This is a genomic window from Acinetobacter pengchengensis, assembly GCF_982235305.1.
On record NZ_CEVATJ010000001.1, the window covers coordinates 2,014,662 to 2,037,399 of the forward strand.

Below are 22,738 nucleotides of genomic sequence, written 5' to 3' on the forward strand. Positions count from 1 at the left end.
TTATTGGATCTCCACATTTTCGAGTTGAGCTGTTACTTCTTGAGTAACTTCAACTACTTCTTGAACAGGGATGTAGCTATTTGCTAACCACGCCATACTTGAATTTGAAACATCAAGGAAGGTTTGTGGATAAAGACCAAGCCATACTAGACCCAGCGCACAAATTGAAAGGATCACAACTTCACGTGCATTTAAATCTTTTAACGGATTTGCATAGTGCTGTTTTTGCTCTTCATTTGGTACACCAAATAAGGCTTTGTGAATCAGGATTAAACCGTAAACACCTGCAAAAACTAAGCTGATTGCCGCAATAATTGTGAAGGCTGGAAACTGTTCAAATGAACCCATTAAAATTAGGAATTCACCAATAAAGTTACCTAAACCAGGAATACCGACTAACGCAGCCACAAAGAACATAAGGAAGAATGAAAGGTATTGGAATTGACCACGAATACCGCCCATTAAACGCATGTCACGTGTGTGTACGCGCTCGTAAATTTGACCACACATAATGAACAATGCAGCAGATGACAAGCCATGTGCCAACATCATGATCATTAAGCCTTGGTAAGTTAGGATATTACCTGCATAAATTGCAAGTAATACGAAGCCCATGTGCGAAATTGAGGTATAGGCAAGTAAACGCTTCATATCGGTTTGCTGGAAAGCACACCACGCACCGTAGAACACACCAATTAAACCCAAAATAATGGCAATGTCAGCAAACTGAGCAGAAGCCGCTGGGAAGAATGGAATTACGAAACGTAATAAACCGTATGCCGCAGTTTTAATCAAAATACCTGCAAGATCGACAGAACCTGCTGTAGGCGCTTGTGCGTGTGCATCTGGTAACCAACCATGTAATGGGAAAACTGGAAGTTTTACCGCAAAACCGATGAATAAACAGATCATGAAGGCATAAGCGACTGCTGGTAACTGTGCATCAAGTGTATTCGCTACAGCCAATAAATAGTTGTAGTTGAACGAAATCGTACCTGACATCATGTATCCGTAGATCACTAGACCTAAGATACCCACCAACATGATTAAACCAGCAACTTGCGTGTAGATGAAGAATTTGGTTGCAGCATAAACACGTGAACGACCATTTGAACCTTTATGACCCCATAACGCAATCAGGAAGTAGATTGGTACAAGCATCATCTCCCAGAAGAAGAAGAACAGGAACAAGTCAATCGCAAGGAATACACCAATTACCCCGCCCAAAGACCATAAAAGGTTCAGGTGGAAGAAACCGACGTTCTTTTGAATCTCACCAAATGAACAACCTACCGCCAAAATACCCAGTAATGCAGTTAAACCTACCATGAGTAAAGATAAGCCATCCACTGCTAAGTGAATGTTGATGCCTAGTGTTTGAATCCAAGGCAACATAAATTCAGCCGACCAAGTTGGAACTTGAGCGCCTAATTCATAGTTATAGCTAGCACCTTGCCACAATGCGACAGTTAAGCCCAAAGTAACGAGCATGCCTACTAAAGCAATGTAACGCGGCAATTTATCGTCGAGTTTATCGACCAACCAGCAAATAAAACCTGCAATGAACGGAACAAGGATCAGCGCGGGTAGAATTAAATTGTTTGGAGTATCCATCTTATTTCCCCACGACCTGAATCACGATCAAGATCATTAGTAAGACCACCACACCAAGTGCCATACTCGATGCGTACTCACGTAATGAACCAGTTTGACGTGAACTTGTAAAGCTATGACCACCTTTCACCAGTGCAGGCAGTATTAACCACATAGCATCCACTGGATCACGACCTAATAGTTTGGCAATCAGCAAGTATGGTTTTACAAATACGATGTCATACAACGCATCGAAACCAAGTGCATTACGGCAAATATTGGCAAGACCTGCACCCAATGAAGTTTGTGCGAATCCTTTTACCGCATTGTAAGCAAAGGCAAATAACACAGCACCTACAGCTAAACCTGCCAAAGCCACACCAATTGCAACATACTCTGCACCATGTGCGCCTGCTTCTAATGCTTCAGGAATCACAAATGCTGGGATTTTTGCAGCATTGAGAATGCTCATCACTGGCGCTTTTAAAACAATTGCTAAACCAGTTGAAAGTACGGCAAGTACTGCCAATGGGAACCAATAAGTTGCGCCTTTGATCTCGTGATACGGTGTGTTTTCTTTACCAAAGAATACAACCCAAATTAAACGGAATGTATAAATTGATGTTAAGAATGCACCAGCTACACCCACCCAATATAAGCTGTTATATAGCGGAATACCTGCGATATGACTTTGCGTCCAAACTGCTGCCAAAATAGCGTCTTTTGAGAAGAAACCAATGGTCAAGAATGGAATCGCTGCCAATGCACCGCCACCAATTGCGAAACATGCAAACAGGAATTTGTTCTTGTAGAACAAGCCGCCCATTTTGAAAATGTTTTGTTCGTGATGGTAAGCCAAAATCACCGCACCAGAAGACAAGAATAATAATGCCTTGAAGAATGCGTGAGTGAGCATGTGGAACAAACCCGCTTGGTATGCTTCTGCACCAACTGCCATAAACATATAGCCTAGCTGACTCATGGTTGAGTAAGCCAAAATACGTTTGATGTCGGTTTGAACCAATGCTGCAAAACCAGCAACCATTAAGGTCACAGCACCTGTAATTGAAATGAATAACATCACTTCAGGCGCAAGTTCAAATACGCTGAACATACGGCAGCATAAATAAACACCCGCAGTGACCATGGTCGCAGCGTGGATCAATGCAGATACAGGTGTAGGACCTGCCATCGCATCTGCTAACCAAGTTTGTAACGGAATTTGCGCAGATTTACCCGCAGCACCCAAGAACAACATTAACGCTGTCCAAATAGTGATAGACGAGCTTTGAGTCATTACATTGGCTGCATTTTCTACGATGTATTGTGTGTTCAAAGTACCAAATTGTTGATACAACAAGAACAACGCGATCAGTAGGAAAACGTCACCCACACGTGTTACGGTAAATGCTTTGATTGCGGCAAAACCATTTGCAGGGTTTTGGTAGTAATAACCAATCAGCAAGTAAGAGCACAGACCTACACCTTCCCAACCTAAGAACAATAACGCCAAGTTATCGCCAAGTACCAACAGCAACATGCTCGCAACGAACAAGTTGAAGTAAGAGAAGAAACGTGCGAAGTCCTCTTCACCACGCATATACCATGATGCAAAGATGTGAATTAAGAAACCCACGCCTGTAATCATGCCTAGCATGAGCAAAGATAAACCGTCTAGGTGCAAGCTAAACTCAGGTGCAAAACCACCAACATTGAACCAAGTCCATAAATATTGAGTCGTTGCAACCGAACCGTTGTTTACAAAGTCCATGCCTGCAATTAACGCAAATAATGCAGACAGACCTACTGAACCTACGCCAATAATCGCAGCAACTTTTTCAGGTAAGTTGTTACGCCCTGCCGCTAAAAGGATAAAACCAATGAGCGGAAACAATACTGTTAGATATAAATAACTCATCCGCGCATCTCACTAGCAGCATCCACATCCAAATGATGGAAGCGATGATAGAACTGAAGGACGATCGCAAGACCGATACACGCCTCTGCCGCAGCAAGTGTCAAGATCAAGATAAACATGATCTGACCATCTGGTTGTACCCATGCACTACCAGCCATGACAAACGCAAATGCAGCAGCGTTCATCATGATTTCAAGGCCCATTAAAATAAATAGTAGGTTGCGTCGCACCATTACACCGTAAAAACCAAGTGCAAAAAGAATGGTCGCGACAATCAAACCATGTTCTAAAGGGATGTTGCCCATTATTCTTTTTCCTCTTCTGCACTTGGTTCACGTTTACCGATGTGGAAGCCTGCAACCAAGGCTGCAAGTAATAACATTGCGGCAACTTCAACCAACAATAAGTACTGAGTAAAGAGTGCTTGACCTACTGCTTTTGGACCCACCATCTCTGTGCCCATAAGCGCGCTTGGTGCAGTGTAGTCTGAGCTTAATGACCACACTAAAACCAAACCAATCAGGAAGCTCATCAACGCTGGGTAAGCCCAAGTTGATGAAGTCAACCATTTACGCTCTTGTTCAACAGTTTGCTGACCGAGGTTGAGCATCATCACCACGAATACGAACAAGACCATGATCGCACCCGCATAAACAATGATTTCCAAGGCGCCAGCAAATGGCGCTCCCACGATCATGAACATACCTGCAACAGCAAGTAATGACACGATCAAGCTTAGTAAAGCATGTACTGGGTTCGCGTTAGTCACTACACGAACCGTAGAAACAATGGCCACGAGTGCCATCAAATAAAACGGCCACATCATGGTAATAGACTCCGTACATCAATAGGTGCGCTTTCACGTTGCGCTTGACCTTTGTCTTTACCTGTAACAGCCATACCGGTTACGCGGTAGAAGTTGTAGTCAGGATATTTACCAGGACCTGAAATGAGTAAGTGTTCTTTCTCATACACCAAGTCTTGACGCACATATTCACCTAACTCAAAGTCAGGTGTTAACTGAATTGCAGTCGTTGGACATGCTTCTTCACACATACCGCAGAAAATACAGCGTGAGAAGTTGATACGGAAAAACTCTGGATACCAACGACCATCTTCCTGTTCTGCTTTTTGCAGTGAAATACAACCTACTGGGCAGGCAACTGCACAGAGGTTACATGCTACACAACGCTCTTCGCCATCTGGATCGCGTGTTAACACAATACGACCACGGAAGCGTGGAGGTACAATTTCTTCGGCTGGTACTTCCGGATACAAAATGGTGTCACGTTTACGTGTCACGTGTGAGAAAACCATCCACAGTGAACGTACAATTGACCCAAACCCAGCTAGAAACTTAAACATATTGTTCTCCCTGCTGTCTTAGGCCGAATGATTCATAAGAATCACAGCACCAGTTACCAAAAGGTTAACAAGCGCCAATGGCAAGCAAATTTTCCAACCAAAGTTCATCACTTGGTCATAACGTGGACGCATTAAAGAACCACGTGCCAAGACAAACATCATCACAAAGAATGCTGTTTTGATAATGAACCAGAAAGCTGCTGGAATGAATGGAATTTCAAGGTTAAACGGCGCAAGCCATCCACCGAAGAATAAAGTCACGATAAGTGCAGAGATCAGAACTACGTTGACATATTCTGCAACGAAGAACATCCCCCACTTCATACCGCCATATTCGACGTGATAACCTTCTGCCAATTCTTGTTCTGCTTCTGGTTGGTCAAATGGGTGACGGTGAGTTACCGCAACGCCCGCAACCACGAAAATCAAGAAACCTAAGAATTGTGGAATCACAAACCAAACATCACGTTGCGCTTCAACAATTTCACGCATGTTGAATGAGCCTGCAATTGCAACCACACCCATGAGTGAAATACCCAAGAAAACTTCATAAGAAATGGTTTGAGCAGCTGAACGTAAACCACCAAGTAATGCGTATTTGTTATTTGATGACCAACCACCAAATAACACCGCATACACTGCGATACCTGCCATTGCCATAAAGAACAACAGGCCAATGCTCATGTCTGCCACACCTAAATAAGGTGACACAGGAATAACCATGAATGACAGTACCGCAGTTGCCATTGCAACCGCTGGTGCCATACGGAACGTAAGTTTGTCGGCAAATTTTGGTGTCCAGTCTTCTTTGAACATGATTTTCAGCATGTCGGCAACAATCTGGAACATACCGCCTGGACCTACACGGTTCGGACCATAACGGTCTTGCCATAAGCCCAGTAAACGACGCTCAATAAAAGACATGAGTGCAGCAATCAATACTACAACCAGTAAGATGACAATCGCTTGAATGACTGAATAGGCAATTGGCCAGTTCTCAGCCCACAGCGGCGTCTGACGGATTAATTCTTCTTGCATGAATTACACTCCTACCGCGACTGAAACAGGCTCAGCAAGAGATACCGTTGGTGCGAGACCAATTGGGTAGCCAATATAACCTGTAGGTAAATATTCAATCACTTGCACTGGCAACACGATAGATGTTTCGCCTGTTTGTACAGTAATTTTTTGACCATCTTGTAGATTCAAACGCTGTGCATCCTGCGTACCTACAGCAAATACTGCTTCAGGAATACGTGATTCCATTGCAGGTGTTTTCACCGTAAATTCACCCGATGCAAAAATGTGATGCATTGGAATTAAACGGAAGCTGTCTGGATTAGCAAGCACTGGTGCAGGTGCAACATAGCTACGTGCAGGACGTTTTGCCAAACGGTCGAATAAACGAATACCTGAGTCGCCACCTTTTAAGTGACCACCTACGCTGTCTTGGAATTTGTTCCAAGCTTGTGGCGAGTTCCAACCTGCAGACCATGCAAATGGTACAAGTGCCGCTGGCGTTTGATTACCTACATAACCTTCCATAGAGAACGTTAATGCAGAATCGACATCGACAGGTTGTTTCGGCTCGTGAATAGATAACGGCGCACGCATAGCTGTACGACCTGAGTAACGACGTGGTTCACGCGCAACTTTCAAGCCATGTACACGGAAGCCTGCATCTGGTGCAACATCCTGAATTGCTTCAAGTGCTGGAACATTTTTCGCAACAGATTCAATCACGTCATCTAAAACAGTCCAGGAAATTGCTTTACCTTTTAAGCCTGTTTCAAGCGCGTGTAACCAGCGCCAAGATTCCTTAATCGCCAATTCAGGTTTGTAGTAGCTTGGGTCATAAACTTGGAAGAAGCGTTGTGCACGACCTTCCTGACTCACCACCGTACCATCACCTTCCGCAAAGCTTGCTGCAGAAAGTACGATATTGGCTTTTTGCACAGTTGCTGTTTCAGAATGATCTAACACAATGACATCTTGTGCTTTAGCCAAAGCGGCATCAACTTGTGCCGCAGGTAAACGACGGTATAAGTCATTTTCAACCACAATCACAGCATCATAATCTTGTGCAAATGCTTGCTCTAAGCTTTGACCACCAAAAATAGCCAAGCCCATTGAGTTCACTTCTGGCACAGTTAAGCTTAAACCTGCATTTGCGCCCAAGTTTTGTGCCACTTGTGCAGCCGCTTCCATAATGGCAGCTTCTTGTAAGCTTGTACCTGAAATCACCAATGGCTTTTTCGCAGCTTTTAACGTGTCGGCAATAGTTTGTGCAAATGCTTTAGCATCGTCATCTAAACCAGTGATTACATCGCCTACTACTGCAGCTGCAATCGCAAAACCTAAACGTGCAATATCGTTTGGAGAAGCAACCACTTCACCAGTTGCGACATCAGCTAAACGGGTTTGTGTTGCAGCCAAAATGTAAATTGGTGATTTTGCATCTTGCGCAATACGTTGTACAGGTTCAGCCAACCAGTCTGGGGTACGACGCTCTGCCGCCATTTCTTTGGCTTTATTTTTCGCCGCTTGACGCACAGACAACGCCATACGTGGTGCAGTTTGGGTTAAATCTTCACCCAAAATTAACACAGCATCGTAATCTTCAATTTCACGCATACCTGGGTTGTAAATACCTTCGGTTTGCATGATTGAAGCTGCAAGCTCTACCAAGTTTTGCTCTTTTTGCGATAAGCCCGTTGAGTAGTTGTCTTGACCCACTAACTCACGCAAAGTAAAGTTTGATTCAAGCGATGCACGTGGCGAACCAATACCCAAAACTTTTTTGCCTTGAACTTTGGCAATAATCGTATCAAGTGCAGTATCTACAGAAACGGTTTCTACACTCGCACCATTACGGAACTGTGGCTGACGTGGACGATCTTCACGGTTCACATAACCTGTACCGAAACGACCTTTGTCGCACAGGAAGTATTGGTTAACTTCACCGTTAAAGCGGTTTTCTACACGACGTAATTCGCCATAACGCTCACCTGGAGAAATGTTACAGCCAGAAGAACAGCCTTGGCATACGCTTGGCGCATACTGCATGTCCCACTTACGGTTATAACGTGCAGAGTGCGTTTTGTCGGTAAATACACCTGTTGGACATACTTCAGTCAAGTTACCAGAGAATTCAGATTCCAAAGTACCCGATTCAGGACGACCAAAGTAAACACGTGATGCGTTGGCATAAACGCCAAAGTCTGTACCACCTGCATAGTCTTTGTAGTAACGCACACAACGATAACATGCGATACAACGGTTCATTTCATGTGCAATGAACGAACCTAGCTCTTGGTTATAGTGCGTACGTTTGGTGAAGCGGTAACGACGACGGTCATGCTGCGTCATTACAGTCATATCTTGTAAATGACAGTGACCACCTTCTTCACAGACTGGACAGTCGTGCGGGTGGTTCGTCATCAAGAACTCTACAATTGAAGCACGGAACTCAGTCGCTTCCTTGTCTTCAATAGAGATATAGGTATTGTCAGCAGCAGGTGTCATACATGACATCACCAAGCGACCACGAGTATCTTCAGGGTTCGCATATTGGGTCACGGCACATTGACGGCAAGAACCGACAGAACCTAAGGATGGATGCCAACAAAAGTACGGAATGTCGATCCCAAGGCTCAAACATGCTTGCAGCAAGTTTTCCGAGCCATTGACTTCGTACGATTTTCCATCGACATGAATTGTAGCCATAGTCGAATTCCTTAAGCTTGTTCTACGTTGCTAGCTTGAGCAGCAGGACGGCTATTTGCCACTTTTGCTTCAAACTCGCTACGGAAATATTTGAGTGCGCCCATTAATGGCTCCATCGCACCTGGTGCGTGAGCACAGAAGGTCTTACCAATCCACAATTTTTTGGTGAGTTCTTGAAGATGTTGAATGTCTTCTTCTTTTCCTTCCCCATTCTCAATTGCTTTGAGTGCTTTCACAGCCCATGGTAAGCCATCACGACATGGCGTACAGAAACCACATGATTCGCGCGCAAAGAATTCTTCTAAGTTACGGGTTGCAGAAACCATACACTGGGTTTCATCGACCACCATAAGCAAACACGTACCTAAACGTGAACCAGCCTTCATGATGCTTTCTGCATCCATTGGCAAGTCAATGTGTTCTGCTGCCAAGAAGTCGGTAGATGCACCACCTGGTAACCATGCTTTTAACTTCAAACCATCACGCATGCCACCCGCATAGTCTTCAATTACTTCACGTGCAGTCGTACCAAATGGAAGCTCCCATAGACCTGGGAATTTCACCTTACCAGAAGCACCGTAAATTTTTGTGCCTGGGTCTTTCGATTTGCCTGCAGATAAACCGATATACCACTCTGCACCACGCAACATGATTGCAGGTAAGTTGTTATAGGTTTCTACGTTGTTGACAATTGTTGGACGACCCCATGCCCCTGCAACTTGCGGGAATGGTGGCTTAGTACGTGGGTTTGCACGACGACCTTCAAGTGAGTTAATCAATGCGGTTTCTTCACCACAGATATAACGACCTGCGCCTGTGTGCACGTATAGCTCAAAGCCCCAGTTGGTACCTAAAATGTTTTCGCCCAAATAACCTTTGGCACGAATTTGCTCAATCGCTTCATTTAAGTACTGTGCAGCTTCGATGTATTCGCCACGAATAAAGATATAACCGTGTGTAGCTTCAAGCGTATAAGCTGCAATCAACATACCTTCAATCAGTTGGTGAGGAAGTTTTTCCATCAACAAACGGTCTTTGAAAGTACCCGGCTCCATCTCATCGGCATTACAAATCAGGTAACGTGGACCTGAATTGTCGTTTGGCGCCATCAGTGACCATTTGATCCCTGCTGGGAAGCCTGCACCACCACGACCTTTTACTGTCGCAGCTTTAATGACTTCAAGCACATCTTTAGGCGGCATAAAAATCGCTTTCTTAAAGCCTGCATAACCTTCTAGCGCTTCGTAATCATCTGCATTACGCACGTGCTCTTGCTTGCTTAAACGCCAAGTTAATGGATGCGTTTCTGGGTTACCGTCACCATAAATTGGTCTTGGTTCGGTATTCATACATACTTCTCCAATAACTGTTGCACCGATGTCACCTCAACTAAACCGTGAGTATCTTCATCAATCATCAAGGTTGGTCCCTTGTCGCAATTTCCTAAACAGCAAATTGGCAATAACGTGAAACGACCATCTGCAGTCGTTTGACCAAACTGAATGCCTAATTCACGTTGGAATGCTTCTGCCAGTGTTTCTGCACCCATCAAGAAGCATGCAATCGAGTCACACAATAAAATCACGTGGCGACCTACAGGCTGGCGATAAATACGGTTATAGAAAGTTGCAACACCTTCTAAATCAGCAACGCTGATGGTGAGAAGCTGTGCAATCGCATTTAACTGCGCGTCATCTACCCAGCCATTACGGCGCTGTACACACTTCAAGGCATCTAAAGATGCTGCACGTGGGTACGGATAATGACCAATGTGATGTTCAATTTCATGGATTTCTTCCGCAGTTAAAATCCCTTCAACATTCACACGTGGCTTTTTATCAGTCAAAATCATCATAATGCGTTTACCCCTTAGCGATCCACGTCTGCCATTACGACGTCAATGGTCGCTAAATAAATGATTAAGTCAGATACCAGACTGCCGTTAATCACAGAAGGCATTTGCTGTAAATGCGTGAAAGTTGGTGTACGAATACGGGTACGGTAACTCATCGTCGACTTATCTGAAGTCAAGTAATAGTTAGATGCACCTTTCACCACTTCTGCCATTACAGATGCTTCACCAGCAGGCATTACAGGACCCCAAGACACGCTTAAGAAGTGCGTAATCAAGGTTTCAATATCTTGTAATGTCTTGTCTTTTGGTGGTGGAACAGCCAATGGATGGTCTGCTTTATATGGACCAGATGGCATGTTATCTAGACATTGTTTGATGATTTTCAATGACTCTTCGATTTCACGGAAGTGTACCAACACACGTGCGTAAGCATCGCCTTCGTACTCTAATGGCACATCAAAGTCATAGTTTTCATAACCACTGTATGGACGGTATTTACGCACATCAAAATCAATACCAGTTGCACGTAAACCTGTACCTGTCACACCCCAAGCCAAAGCAGATTTCGCATCATACTGTGCAACGCCTTGCGTACGACCCATGAATACCGAGTTGCGTAATGCCGCAGTGTAGTATTCATTCATACGTTTTGGCATCCACTCCAAGATTTCACGAATTAGGTGCTGCCAGTTGTTTGGTAAGTCGTGTGCGGTACCACCGATACGGAACCAAGCCGGGTGCATACGGTAACCTGTGATCGCTTCAATCGCATCATAGATTTTTTGACGGTCTGCGAACATATAGAATACAGGGGTCATACCGCCCGCATCCTGAATTGCAGTACCGATGAACAATAAGTGGTTATTGATACGAAATAATTCCGACATCATGACACGAATACATTGTGCGCGGTCTGGCACAGTAATGCCTGCCAGTTGTTCCACACCCATCACATACGGCATGTTTTGCGCACAACCACCCAAGTAGTCGACACGGTCTGTATAAGGAATGAATGAATGCCAAGTTTGACGTTCAGCCATCTTTTCCACACCGCGGTGGTGATAGCCAATATCTGGCACACAGTCTTTCACTTCTTCACCATCCAACTGCAAAATTACACGGAACGCACCGTGTGCAGATGGGTGGTTAGGACCCAAGTTCAAGAACATAAAGTCTTCGTCTTTATTACCGCGCTTTAAGCCCCAATCTTCAGGCACAAAGCGTAGATGTTCTTGTTCGAAGTCTTGTTTGGCTTGGTTCTGCATATACGGTGTATATTCCGTTGCACGTGCAGAATACTCTTTGCGTAACGGATGACCTTCCCAATAGGTTGGCAACAAGATACGACGAAGCATTGGATGCCCTTCGAAGTTGATACCAAACATATCGTAAGCTTCACGCTCGTACCAGTTGGCATTTGGCCAAATATTGGTTGCTGTTGGAATGTTGAGATCGTTCTCATTCAACGCAACTTTAATACGAATATCCGTGTTACGCTCAAGCGATAACAAGTGATAGAACACAGTAAAGTCAGACGCAGGTAGACCATCGCGGTGCGTACGTAAACGCTCATCTACCGCAGACAGGTCAAACAGCATCACGTATGGACGTGACACTGTACGCAAGAACATCAAGACTTCTTGTACGCGTGCGCGCTCAACCCAGACCGTTGGAAAATCTTCAAAAGTCGTTTGCACATAGAAGTTTTCACCAAATTTGGTTTTGAGCTCTTCTACAATTGCAAATGCTGGGCGGGAATCAACTGCTGTTGATTCTGGCATAGCAATGTCAGTTTCAGCCATTGGCTTGGCTTCCTATTTAATACAAATTCAGTCAACCTAAACGACAACTACACCCATCAGGTGCATCGATATTTGTACGTTTAAATTATTTAATTTCATCCATAGAGCGTAAGTTTTTCACCGCAATACGCTGTGCATTCTTACGGTCACGTTCTGGCATCATCTTAGGCTTATACACTGGCTTAAGATCATCACCAATCACCGCAGATAACGGACGACGCTCTAATTGAATTTGGTCTTGTAATAACATCAATGCTTGGATTAATGCTTCAGGACGTGGTGGGCAACCTGGAATGTACACATCCACAGGAATGATTTTATCCACACCTTGTACAACTGAATAAATGTCGTACATACCACCTGAGTTTGCACATGCGCCCATTGAGATAACCCATTTAGGCTCAAGCATTTGCTCGTACAAACGCTGAATTACAGGTGCCATTTTCACAAAACACGTACCTGCAACAATCATCAAGTCTGCCTGACGTGGTGAAGCACGAATAACCTCGGCACCAAAACGTGACAAGTCATGCACGCCTGTTAATGTCGTTGCATACTCTACGTAGCAGCACGATGTACCAAAGTTGAACGGCCAAACTGAGTTCTTACGTCCCCAGTTTACTGCTGTATGTGCCAAGTCCTCTAAACGAGTCATGAACACATTTTTATTCACTTCTTCTTCAAGCGGATCTGTAACGATTTGACGCTCTTGAAGTGGATATTGATCAGCATCGGGATTCGCACGGGTTAAGGTATATTTCATCCCGAGTTACTCCTTGTCAGATGAGGTAGTCGCAGATTTTTTTACACGACCAGAGGATTGAGCTGGAATTTGACCGGTAGGGTCCATTACCAATTCTTCAATTGAGTTAAAGCGTGTGATTTCTGCAAGATCCATATTTGGCGAACCAATTTTAGGTTTAATCCCTGCTGCTTTACGCTTATCAGATGGAGCCCAGTTCAGCGCACCAGTTGATAATTCATAAATTAAGCCAACGAGTAAAACTAAAATAAATACAGCAGCCGTTGCAAAGCCCACCCAACCTACTTCACGAACAGAAGCTGCCCATGCGTATAGATAAAGTGCTTCCAAGTCGAAAACAACGAAGAAAATTGCAACCAAATAGAACTTTGCAGATAAGCGGATACGTGCTCCACCAGCACCTACAACACCCGACTCAAACTGCTCTTGCTTTGCACGTCCCCATGATTTACCCCCAAGGAGTAAAGGAACGGTCAGCATAAAGACGCATAAAAATGTAACGCCGATCACGAAGGCAATAATTGCCCATTCGTATGGAGTAATGGCACTCATGCGGGGATAACTCCTGGCAGGCCTATTTATTAACAAAGAATGTATGTATTGGCCTTCAAATACACCAAACACAAAATTAATCACGCCAATTGTACCTGATTTATGATTTCACTTGCTAGCTCATAAGTCTTAGTCTTTCGGATGATTTTTTATTCAAATACTTGATATTTTAGAATTCCACTACTCCGCAGGGCTCTTTGATCGCTTTAACAAATAGATAAGCCAGTTGTGATTATTTTTTCCAAAACACCAATTGAGCGGTTCGTTGCCAATTTTTTAAATTTATAGAGAGATCATCGCAACTTCAGGTTTCAGCTTAGTTTAAGCCACATAAAAATTTGTGTATTTTTTGCAACTTAAGCTCTGAGTTTCTTTAATTTTTCACTCAGAGTGTGCTATTCCTAGTAAGCATTAAAAATTTGAATAATAAGGAGTAAACACATGAGCTTAGACTATATTCACAAACCAAATTACTTTATGTTTGCGCAATTATTTATTCGTCATTTGCAAAATTATTTTGAAAAACATCCTGACGCACAAAATGCAATTTTTGACTTGCGTGATATTTACGAGTTATTTCGCCAAGACAAAGCATCTGCCACCATTAATTTAGACGGTATTATGAATATTGCAGATGAATACCGCCTAGAAACCCTACAGGGCGATCAAAAATTAATTAGTCGTTATGCGATTGACCCACAAAACAATTCTTTATTGGTCGATTTTAACCGTGAGGCTTTAGACAGCTTAAAACAAGGCAAAGCAATTTTGCCACCCGATGCAACCCTGCAAGAATAAAGCCCTATAGAATCTGCATTAAAGTGTGTGTTTTAAACAGCTAACACTTTCATAAAGCACAAAAAAGCGAGCATCTGCTCGCTTTTGAGTATCGGGAGCCATAAGCCCCTTATCTAAAATAATTTAGCTTTTACGTGACAATAAAAACTCTGATATCTGCTGTAACTCTAAGACGTTGTCGTTTTTAAAATATGTTAATGCAGCAAAGGCTTGATCGTGCAATTCTTGTGCATAAGCTTGTGCTTTTTCCAAGCCCATGAGTGCAGGATAGGTCGATTTTTCAACTTCTTGATCTTTCCCTGCAGTTTTACCCAATACTTCTGTATCCGAAATAATATCTAAAATATCATCTTGTACCTGAAAGGCTAAACCAATCGCCTGCGCATATTCACGCAATTGCGGAATCGCTTGATCTCGTCCATCAAACACAGTCACAGCCGCCATCATCACGGCTGCTGAAATTAACGCACCTGTTTTGTTGCGGTGGATATTTTCCAAAGTCGCCTGATCTACCTGTTTACCTTCAGACTGCAAATCTAAAACCTGCCCACACACCATTTTTGAAGAAGCGGTGGCTAAAATTTGCATCTGTTTGAGCACAATGCCTTGATCTACCGCAGCAGACTGATCAAACAAACGGCTGCCTAAAATCTCAAATGCCATCGACTGCAAAATATCGCCTGCCAGCAACGCAGTATCTTCACCAAACGCTGCATGACATGTCGGTTGGCCACGACGCAATAAGTCATTGTCCATACATGGCAAATCATCATGTGCCAATGAGTAGCAATGAATAAGTTCAATCGCAACCGCAGCACGGCGTACCGCAGCAGAATTTTGATTCGGTCTTAATGCTGCAGTGGCATAACACAAGGCAGGACGAACACGTTTTCCACCCAACATGACGGCATGATGCACGGCAGACTTTAACGGTTCTGGCAATGCAAAAGCCTCTAAAGCGGTAAGCAAGTCTTGCTGAATACGTTGTTGGGCTGCGGTTAATGCATGCGCCTGTAAATCGTGAAGTGATGACACATTCGCCTCGATTGATTGATTCATTTCTAATAAGCAGTAAGCTGCCTGTGTAGCTGCATTGTACCTATAATTCAAAGTTTTTTAAGCTTTAGCTGAACCGATATAACATTTCAACCATAAAAAAGCCCCTATCGAAATAGAGGCTGTATGTAGCTAGCTAATATTTGCTCGAAGCAAAACTTATTCTAATGTTTCCACAGGTATGCGTACCCAACCTTCCATTAATACACGTGCACTACGGCTCATCACAGCTTTTTTCACTTGCCATTGTCCATTTTCCTGCACAGCTTGCGCACCCACACGAAGCGTACCTGATGGATGTCCAAAACGAACAGCTTCACGCTCGCCCCCGCCTGCAGCCAAATTGACCAGTGTTCCTGGAATGGCTGCAGCTGTACCAATCGCCACTGCTGCTGTGCCCATCATGGCATGGTGTAGTTTACCCATCGACAATGCACGTACCAACAAATCGGTGTCTTCAGCCTGAATCTGTTTGCCACTTGAAGATACATAACTTTTTGGCGCAGAAACAAAGGCAATTTTTGGCGTATGCTGGCGTTTTTCAGCTTCAGTTATTTCCTGAATCAGCCCCATTTGTTTAGCCCCATAAGCGCGAATAGCTTCAAAACGCGCCAAAGCTTGCGCATCACCATTGATTGCATCTTGCAGTTCTGTGCCCGTATAACCAATTTCTTCTGCATTGAGGAAAATTGTTGGAATACCCGCGTTAATAAAAGTCGCTTGGAACGTTCCTATATCTGGCACATGCAAAGTATCCACCACATTTCCAGTGGGGAACATTGCTCCTCCTTCTTCGCCATCATCGGCAGGGTCTAAAAATTCAATTTGTACTTCAGCAGCAGGAAAAGTCACACCATCTAATTCAAAATCTCCCGTTTCCTGCACTTGACCATGCGACATAGGCACATGCGCGATAATGGTTTTTTCAATATTTTTTTGCCAAATGCGTACGGTACAAATGCCATTTTGGGGAATTTTACTGGCATCGACTAAGCCATTGCTAATCGCAAACGCACCGACTGCAGCTGTCAAATTACCGCAGTTACCACTCCAATCTACAAATGGCTGATCAATCGAAACTTGTCCAAACAAATAATCAACATCGTGATTGGGTTGAGTACTTTTAGCTAAAATAACGGTTTTACTGGTACTCGAGCTCGCACCACCCATTCCATCAATTTGCTTGGCGTAGGGATCTGGACTGCCAATCACACGTAATAAAATTTGATCTCGAATTTTCCCTGGCTGCTGCGCTGCTTCAGGTAAATCATCAAGTTTAAAAAATACACCTTTACTTGTACCGCCACGCATATATGTTGCTGGAATTTTAACTTGTGGTGCAAAACGCATGAATTTTATTCCCTTGTTTTCTGATTGTTATGGCCATATAAAAGACCTTTTTACATCATAACGGTTTTTATTCAAAAGGTATCGCGGTCTTGACTTAAGTATAAAAAAACAACATTTGTTAAAATTCACCCTAACCAGTCATCTTGATTTACAAGGTATAAATAAAATTAATCTATTGATTATACTAATTTTTAAAATAAAGAACAGATAAACTTATTTTTATAATTTACATAAATTTAACTCATAACTACCTAGCTACTAGGCTAATGAAATTTGATCTATTACAATCTTGTCACTTTTTCATTGTCGGGCTGAATACTTTGAACAACAAGTCTTCACAACTTCAGCGTGGCTTAAAGAACCGCCATATTCAATTGATTGCCATGGGTGGCGCAATTGGTACTGGCTTATTCTTAGGTTCCGCGCAGGTCATCCAATCTGCTGGCCCTTCTATTATTTTGGGTTATGCTATTGGTGGTCTTATTGCATTTTTAATTATGCGACAATTGGGGGAAATGATTGTTCATGAGCCCGTTGCAGGATCATTCAGTCACTTTGCCTATAAATATGCTGGTAAATTCCCCGGCTTTTTAGCAGGTTGGAACTACTGGATTTTGTATATTTTAGTGGCAATGGCAGAACTTACTGCAGTGGCTAAATATATTAACTATTGGTGGCCCCATATTCCTGCTTGGACTTCGGCACTGTTCTTTTTCATTGTAATTACCATTATTAACTTGGGCAATGTAAAGTTTTACGGTGAATCAGAGTTCTGGCTAGCAATCATTAAAGTCGCTGCTGTGATTTCGATGATTGTCTTTGGTTTATATCTCTTACTTTCTGCAGATGCCAATTCAACCGCATCATTCAGTAACCTTTGGGCGCATGGTGGTTTCTTCCCGAATGGCTTTGAAGGCCTGTTCTTTATGTTAGCATTCCTCATGTTTGCTTTTGGTGGCATTGAGTTGATTGGTATGGCAGCCGCTGAAGCACAAGATCCTGAAAAAACCATTCCTAAAGCCATTAACCAAGTTGTGTTCCGTATTCTGATTTTCTATATCGGTTCACTCACCATTCTATTGTCATTAGTGCCTTGGAATCAGTTAGATTTAGGTGGTTTAGATAAAAGTCCATTCGTGATGATCTTTAGTCAAATGGGCATTGAATGGGCAGCCCACTTACTGAATTTCGTGATTTTGACTGCGGCACTTTCTGTGTATAACAGTGGTATGTATGCCAACAGTCGTATGCTTTTTGGTTTAGCCAAACAAGGGAATGCACCAAAGATTTTCCTGAAAGTGAATAAACAAGGTGTGCCAATTCCAGCAGTATTATTCTCTGCAGTGTTAATTTTTGGCTGTGTATTGTTGAACTACTTTGTACCCGAAGAAGCTTTAAGCCACCTTATGTATATTGTCGTGGGTGCATTGGTTTTAAACTGGGCAATGATCAGTTTGACTCACCTCAAATTTACCAACACACTGAAAAAATTAGCGATTCCAACCAAGTTCCCTGCACTATGGTCACCATTCAGCAACTATTTGGTTTTAGCGTTTATTGCAGTGGTACTTTATATTATGTGGACCCAAGGCTTTAAAGAATCAGTCATTATAATTCCTGTGTGGGTGGTTTTGATGTACATTTTATTTAAAGTGCTGAATGCTAAAAAATCTTAATTTATACAGCATATATTTCTAACAACTAAAAAGTTATTGCTTCGGCAATAACTTTTTGCTTTTAAGTGCAACATACCCTTTTGCCCCTAAATAAAGCGTTACATTTAAAATAACTTTAATTCAAACCTATTGTTTAAGTTGATATTTCGACTTTTTTGTAGCAAAAGCCGCATCATTTACATTCTAAATGATAAAAAGACTCTACATGAGAAGAATTCTTAGTTATTATTTGAGCACAAAATTTGTCGTGTGAATGAACTATGAATGCGTACGCTGCTCAACCTGCCAATATCTTGACGATCCAACAGCTCAGTAAAAAGTTTGGCGCGCGTTTTGCAGTACAACAAGCAACATGGTCGGCAATGAGTGGACAAATTATATGTTTATTAGGTCATTCAGGCTGTGGCAAAACCACGATGCTTCGTCTGATTGCAGGCTTAGAAACACCTAGCAGTGGGACAATCCTGCTAGAACAGAAAACCATGTGGAGTGAACATGCGCAGATTCCTGCAGAAGCTCGCCATATTGGTTTAGTGTTTCAAGATTACGCACTTTTTCCGCATTTAAGTGTGTTAGACAATGTTATTTTTGGCTTAAAGAAATTTCCCAAAGCGCAGCGGGAAGCAATTGCCAAACAAGCTTTAGCGCATGTTTCCATGCTGCACCATCAAGACAGCTATCCATATACACTTTCGGGGGGCGAGCAACAACGAGTCGCCTTAGCTCGCGCCTTAGCACCAGAACCACAAGTCTTGTTAATGGATGAACCTTTTTCAAATTTGGATCATCGTCTGCGAGATCAAATTCGTCAAAACACCATTCAACTGCTCAAACAAACTGCAACAACTACCGTTATCGTGACACATGATCCAGAAGAAGCCCTGCAAATTGCTGATCAAATTATTTTGATGCATCAAGGGCAAGTTATTCAAATTGGTTCACCCAAACAACTTTATTTACAGCCAAAAACGTTGTTTGCTGCACGTTATTTTTCTTCGTTGAATGAAATTCCAACACATATCCAGCATCAAGAAATTCACACAGTATTTGGCAAGATTGATTTACCAGAATATGCAAACCCTCAAGATTCAATAGTTTGCTGCTTCCGTCCGCATCAATTGCATGTCAGCCAAACACCAAGTGAAAATGCCTTGCCAGCAAGCATTGTGTCATCCAGCTTTATGGGGCATGCGCAACAACTGCGTCTAAAACTACGCGATCATGATCTCACGCTTTTGGCACAAGTGAATCACCTTCAAGATATTCAACTTTCAGAACAGGTCTATGTTTCTGTCGATTTAAACAGCTGTTATTTCTTGGCTGCTGATGAGCAATCAGCCATCACATCGTCTTCTACTCATACCGCTGTTCAGGTTTAGATTTTCAGTTCAAACTTTTAATTAGGATTACTGCATGAAACCACTATCTAAAATATCATTGCTTGTTACAGGTTTACTTGCATTTGGTGCGAGTGTCGCACAAGCAGCGGAAGTCAATTTATACACCACACGTGAGCCTGTGCTCATTCAAACTTTATTGACTGAATTTACCCAAAAAACTGGGGTAAAAGTGAATACGGTTTTTATTAAAGATGGTTTATTAGAACGGGTGAAAGCAGAAGGTCGTCGCTCCCCTGCCGACGTTATGCTGACTGTAGATTTTGGCAATTTGGTTGATTTGGTTGAAAGTGGTTTAACTCAGCGCGTGAGTTCTAAAACCTTAAATAGCGCAATTCCTGCCAATTTACGTGCTGCCAATGGTCACTGGTATGCCTTGTCGATGCGTGCACGTGCAGTCTATGCTTCTAAAGACCGTACACCGCTTAATGCGATTACTTATGAAGATTTAGCCAATCCCAAATGGAAAAATAAAATCTGTATTCGTTCAGGCAGCCATCCATATAACACTGCTTTGATTGCGGCTTATATTGCCCATCATGGTGAAAAACAAGCTGAAACTTGGTTGCGTGGTGTAAAAGCTAATTTAGCTCGCCCAGCTAGTGGTGGTGACCGTGATGTAGCACGTGATATTTTAGGCAAAATTTGTGATATTGGCGTTGCCAACACTTATTATGTCGGCACAATGCGCACAGGTGATGCCGAACAACAACGTTGGGGCAATGCGATTAATGTCGTGTTACCGCGTTTTAAAAATGGTGGAACACATGTAAACGTATCGGGTGCAGTGGTCTCTAAACATGCGCCAAACCGTAAAGAAGCTGTACAACTGCTTGAATTTTTAGCTTCAGATCATGCGCAAGCCATTTACGCAAAAAACGGCTTTGAATACCCTGTTAAACCTGGTGTAAAAATTGACCCAATTATTGCCAGTTTTGGCAAACTGAATATTGATTCAATTCGTTTAAGCGATATTGCACGTCACCGTAAAGCCGCCAACTTATTGGTCGATAAAGTCCAGTTTAACCGCTAAAATTTTCTGCTTTTGTCTTACAGTGCAGCGCTTTGCACTGTAAGATGCGCAACTGTTCCCTTCCCCCCTTATTTAGTACCTCTATTGCAATGCTTAAAAATAAATTTAATTTTTTATTTTCGCTCAGTGGGTTATTGACACTACTCGCCTGTTTACCTGTGGTCGCTTTAATTTGGACAGCATTACAAGGTGATAGTGAAATTTGGGGGCATCTGCTGCGTTATGTAATTCCACACACGTTGGCAGAAACTGGGATTTTATTGTTGGGTGTGGGAATTCTCACCATCCTGATTGGTACAGGCAGTGCATGGATTGTAACAGCGTATCAATTCCGAGGGCGTGCATTTTTAGATTGGGCCTTACTGCTTCCTTTAGCCGTACCGACTTATATTATTGCGTATAGTTATATTGACATTTTGCATCCCATCGGCCCTGTGCAAAGCATCCTGCGTGATTGGTTTAATTTAGAATTACAACAGTTTTGGTTTCCCAATATTCGTAGCGTTTGGGGCGGCATCTTCTTACTTAGCTTTGTGCTGTATCCGTATGTGTATTTAAGCACCCGTGCAATGTTTCTGATGCAATCGGCCAGTTTAATTGAGGTCGCACGTACATTAGGATTAAAACCCGATCAAGTGTTTTTACGTGTTGCGATTCCATTAGCACGTCCTGCGATTGCTGTGGGTACTAGTCTAGTTTTAATGGAAACCATTAATGATATTGGCGCAACAGAATTTTTAGGTATTAAAACCTTAACTTTGTCGATTTATTCAACCTGGACCAATCAATCCGACTTGGCAGGCGCAGCGCAAATTGCCATTTTCATGTTGATGATCATTACTCTATTAGTTTTAGTAGAGCGTTTAGGACGACGTAAACAGCGCTATATGAACTCTGCACAACGTAGCCGCTTGATGCCTGCACAATCGGTTAAAGGTGTTAAAGCACTTGTATTATTCGGTTTAGGTTTAATTCCTGTCTGTATTGGCTTTTTAATTCCAACCAGTCATTTATTGGTCGAATCCTATAAACGTATTCAATATGCAGGGTTCTCAGATTATCTGATCCAAGCATCCATCAACACACTGACGCTTGCCAGTATTGCCACCATCGTCACCATTTTGATTGGCTTCTTTATTGTCAGTGCTGCACGTTTTAGCAAACACAACTGGTTTAGCCGCATTTCGAGCTTAGGTTATGCCATTCCAGGAACCGTTTTGGCAATTGGTCTCATGCTGGCTTTGGGTAAAATTGATCATACCATTGCCGACTTTTTAGAATTTAAATTAGGGATACACACAGGTTTATTATTCCTCGGCACCAGTTTTACCCTTATTTATGCTTATGCTGTGCGTTTTTTAGCTATTTCAGTAGGTGGCATTGAGTCAGGCTATAACCGTATTCATGGTGTTTTTGATGATGCTGCACGTAATTTAGGACAAAACAGCTTTGCGATTTTATGGCGTGTGCACTTGCCATTATTGCGTCCTGCCATTATTTCTGCAGCTTTATTAATCTTTGTAGACTGCATGAAAGAACTGCCAGCAACTTTATTGCTCCGTCCTCTAAATATGGAAACACTCGCCACCCAATTGTATGCAGAAGCCTCTAGAGGAACTTATGAAGATGGCGCAGTAGCAGCTTTACTAATTGTATTGGTCGGTCTGATTCCTGTTATTTTATTGGCAAAGCTTGGAAAAACCCCACGTTGATCTGTCCCATTGTTGCTAAATATGTAGAGCAACAATGGGTTTTAGAGTAAAAATAGTATTTTTTTTAACCAATTAAAAACACTCAAACCAAAGATTGATTTTTAAATTTTATTCTTTAATTTCAATCACTAACAAACCAAAA

The 22,738-nt window shown here is 42.7% G+C and carries 19 protein-coding genes; 5 read left to right on the forward strand and 14 right to left on the reverse strand.

The annotated features are described in order from the left end of the window. From nuoM to ndhC, 12 genes are all read right to left on the reverse strand, one after another. Complete coding sequence (gene nuoM, locus AC0T5Z_RS09840) at positions 1-1,614, reverse strand: NADH-quinone oxidoreductase subunit M (RefSeq protein WP_435337292.1); 1,614 nt, start codon at positions 1,612-1,614, stop codon at positions 1-3. A 1-nt stretch (position 1,615) separates the two neighbouring features. Continuing rightward, positions 1,616-3,511 (reverse strand): NADH-quinone oxidoreductase subunit L, encoded by a 1,896-nt coding sequence (nuoL, locus tag AC0T5Z_RS09845; protein WP_435337293.1) that lies wholly within the window; start codon positions 3,509-3,511, stop codon positions 1,616-1,618. Then, positions 3,508-3,816, reverse strand: coding sequence for an NADH-quinone oxidoreductase subunit NuoK (gene nuoK, locus AC0T5Z_RS09850; RefSeq protein ID WP_291341291.1), 309 nt, complete (start codon positions 3,814-3,816; stop codon positions 3,508-3,510). Before nuoK ends, nuoL begins: the two co-directional genes overlap by 4 nt. Next, positions 3,816-4,334, reverse strand: coding sequence for an NADH-quinone oxidoreductase subunit J (gene nuoJ, locus AC0T5Z_RS09855; protein WP_171062597.1), 519 nt, complete (start codon positions 4,332-4,334; stop codon positions 3,816-3,818). Before nuoJ ends, nuoK begins: the two co-directional genes overlap by 1 nt. Beyond that, a complete protein-coding gene (nuoI, locus tag AC0T5Z_RS09860; RefSeq protein WP_004975460.1) occupies positions 4,334-4,876 on the reverse strand; it encodes an NADH-quinone oxidoreductase subunit NuoI in 543 nt (180 codons plus the stop codon). The genes nuoJ and nuoI overlap by 1 nt, the downstream gene beginning before the upstream one ends. Before the next feature lie 18 nt (positions 4,877-4,894). Continuing rightward, a complete protein-coding gene (gene nuoH, locus AC0T5Z_RS09865; protein ID WP_234114635.1) occupies positions 4,895-5,914 on the reverse strand; it encodes an NADH-quinone oxidoreductase subunit NuoH in 1,020 nt (339 codons plus the stop codon). A gap of 3 nt (positions 5,915-5,917) precedes the next feature. Further along, on the reverse strand, positions 5,918-8,602 hold the full coding sequence (gene nuoG, locus AC0T5Z_RS09870) for an NADH-quinone oxidoreductase subunit NuoG (protein ID WP_291341296.1): 2,685 nt from the start codon (positions 8,600-8,602) through the stop codon (positions 5,918-5,920). A gap of 11 nt (positions 8,603-8,613) precedes the next feature. Then, positions 8,614-9,951 carry an NADH-quinone oxidoreductase subunit NuoF gene (nuoF, locus tag AC0T5Z_RS09875; RefSeq protein WP_435337294.1) on the reverse strand — a complete coding sequence of 446 codons (1,338 nt, stop codon included), beginning with the start codon at positions 9,949-9,951 and terminating at the stop codon, positions 8,614-8,616. Further along, positions 9,948-10,457, reverse strand: a complete 510-nt coding sequence (nuoE, locus tag AC0T5Z_RS09880) for an NADH-quinone oxidoreductase subunit NuoE (RefSeq protein ID WP_004975451.1) — start codon at positions 10,455-10,457, stop codon at positions 9,948-9,950. Before nuoE ends, nuoF begins: the two co-directional genes overlap by 4 nt. 14 nt (positions 10,458-10,471) lie before the next feature. Continuing rightward, positions 10,472-12,259 carry an NADH-quinone oxidoreductase subunit C/D gene (nuoC, locus tag AC0T5Z_RS09885; protein WP_435337295.1) on the reverse strand — a complete coding sequence of 596 codons (1,788 nt, stop codon included), beginning with the start codon at positions 12,257-12,259 and terminating at the stop codon, positions 10,472-10,474. Positions 12,260-12,344: 85 nt separating this feature from the next. After that, the gene (locus tag AC0T5Z_RS09890; protein ID WP_004975447.1) at positions 12,345-13,022 is read right to left on the reverse strand and encodes a NuoB/complex I 20 kDa subunit family protein; all 678 of its coding nucleotides are present in this window, start codon (positions 13,020-13,022) and stop codon (positions 12,345-12,347) included. Positions 13,023-13,028: 6 nt separating this feature from the next. Next, a complete protein-coding gene (gene ndhC / locus AC0T5Z_RS09895; protein WP_234114631.1) occupies positions 13,029-13,574 on the reverse strand; it encodes an NADH-quinone oxidoreductase subunit A in 546 nt (181 codons plus the stop codon). A 441-nt stretch (positions 13,575-14,015) separates the two neighbouring features. Between ndhC and AC0T5Z_RS09900 the strand changes: the two genes are divergently transcribed. Beyond that, a complete protein-coding gene (locus AC0T5Z_RS09900; RefSeq protein WP_435337296.1) occupies positions 14,016-14,372 on the forward strand; it encodes a hypothetical protein in 357 nt (118 codons plus the stop codon). Between the two features lie 123 nt (positions 14,373-14,495). Here AC0T5Z_RS09900 and AC0T5Z_RS09905 read toward each other — a convergent pair whose 3' ends face one another. Continuing rightward, positions 14,496-15,407, reverse strand: a complete 912-nt coding sequence (locus tag AC0T5Z_RS09905; protein WP_435337297.1) for a polyprenyl synthetase family protein — start codon at positions 15,405-15,407, stop codon at positions 14,496-14,498. Positions 15,408-15,587: 180 nt separating this feature from the next. Next, positions 15,588-16,778: a 2-methylaconitate cis-trans isomerase PrpF gene (gene prpF, locus AC0T5Z_RS09910; RefSeq protein WP_435337298.1), complete on the reverse strand. Its 1,191-nt coding sequence runs from the start codon at positions 16,776-16,778 to the stop codon at positions 15,588-15,590. Between the two features lie 320 nt (positions 16,779-17,098). Here prpF and AC0T5Z_RS09915 point away from each other — a divergent pair, with 320 nt between their 5' ends. The 4 genes from AC0T5Z_RS09915 to AC0T5Z_RS09930 all read left to right on the forward strand — a co-directional run bounded on the left by AC0T5Z_RS09915 (position 17,099) and on the right by AC0T5Z_RS09930 (position 22,596). Further along, entirely contained in the window at positions 17,099-18,454 is a 1,356-nt protein-coding gene (locus AC0T5Z_RS09915; protein ID WP_435337307.1) for an amino acid permease, read from the forward strand. A gap of 260 nt (positions 18,455-18,714) precedes the next feature. Further along, the gene (locus tag AC0T5Z_RS09920; protein WP_435337299.1) at positions 18,715-19,833 is read left to right on the forward strand and encodes an ABC transporter ATP-binding protein; all 1,119 of its coding nucleotides are present in this window, start codon (positions 18,715-18,717) and stop codon (positions 19,831-19,833) included. 34 nt (positions 19,834-19,867) lie between these two features. Next, positions 19,868-20,884: an extracellular solute-binding protein gene (locus AC0T5Z_RS09925; RefSeq protein WP_435337300.1), complete on the forward strand. Its 1,017-nt coding sequence runs from the start codon at positions 19,868-19,870 to the stop codon at positions 20,882-20,884. A gap of 89 nt (positions 20,885-20,973) precedes the next feature. Then, on the forward strand, positions 20,974-22,596 hold the full coding sequence (locus AC0T5Z_RS09930) for an ABC transporter permease (RefSeq protein WP_435337308.1): 1,623 nt from the start codon (positions 20,974-20,976) through the stop codon (positions 22,594-22,596). Positions 22,597-22,738: the final 142 nt, after the last annotated feature.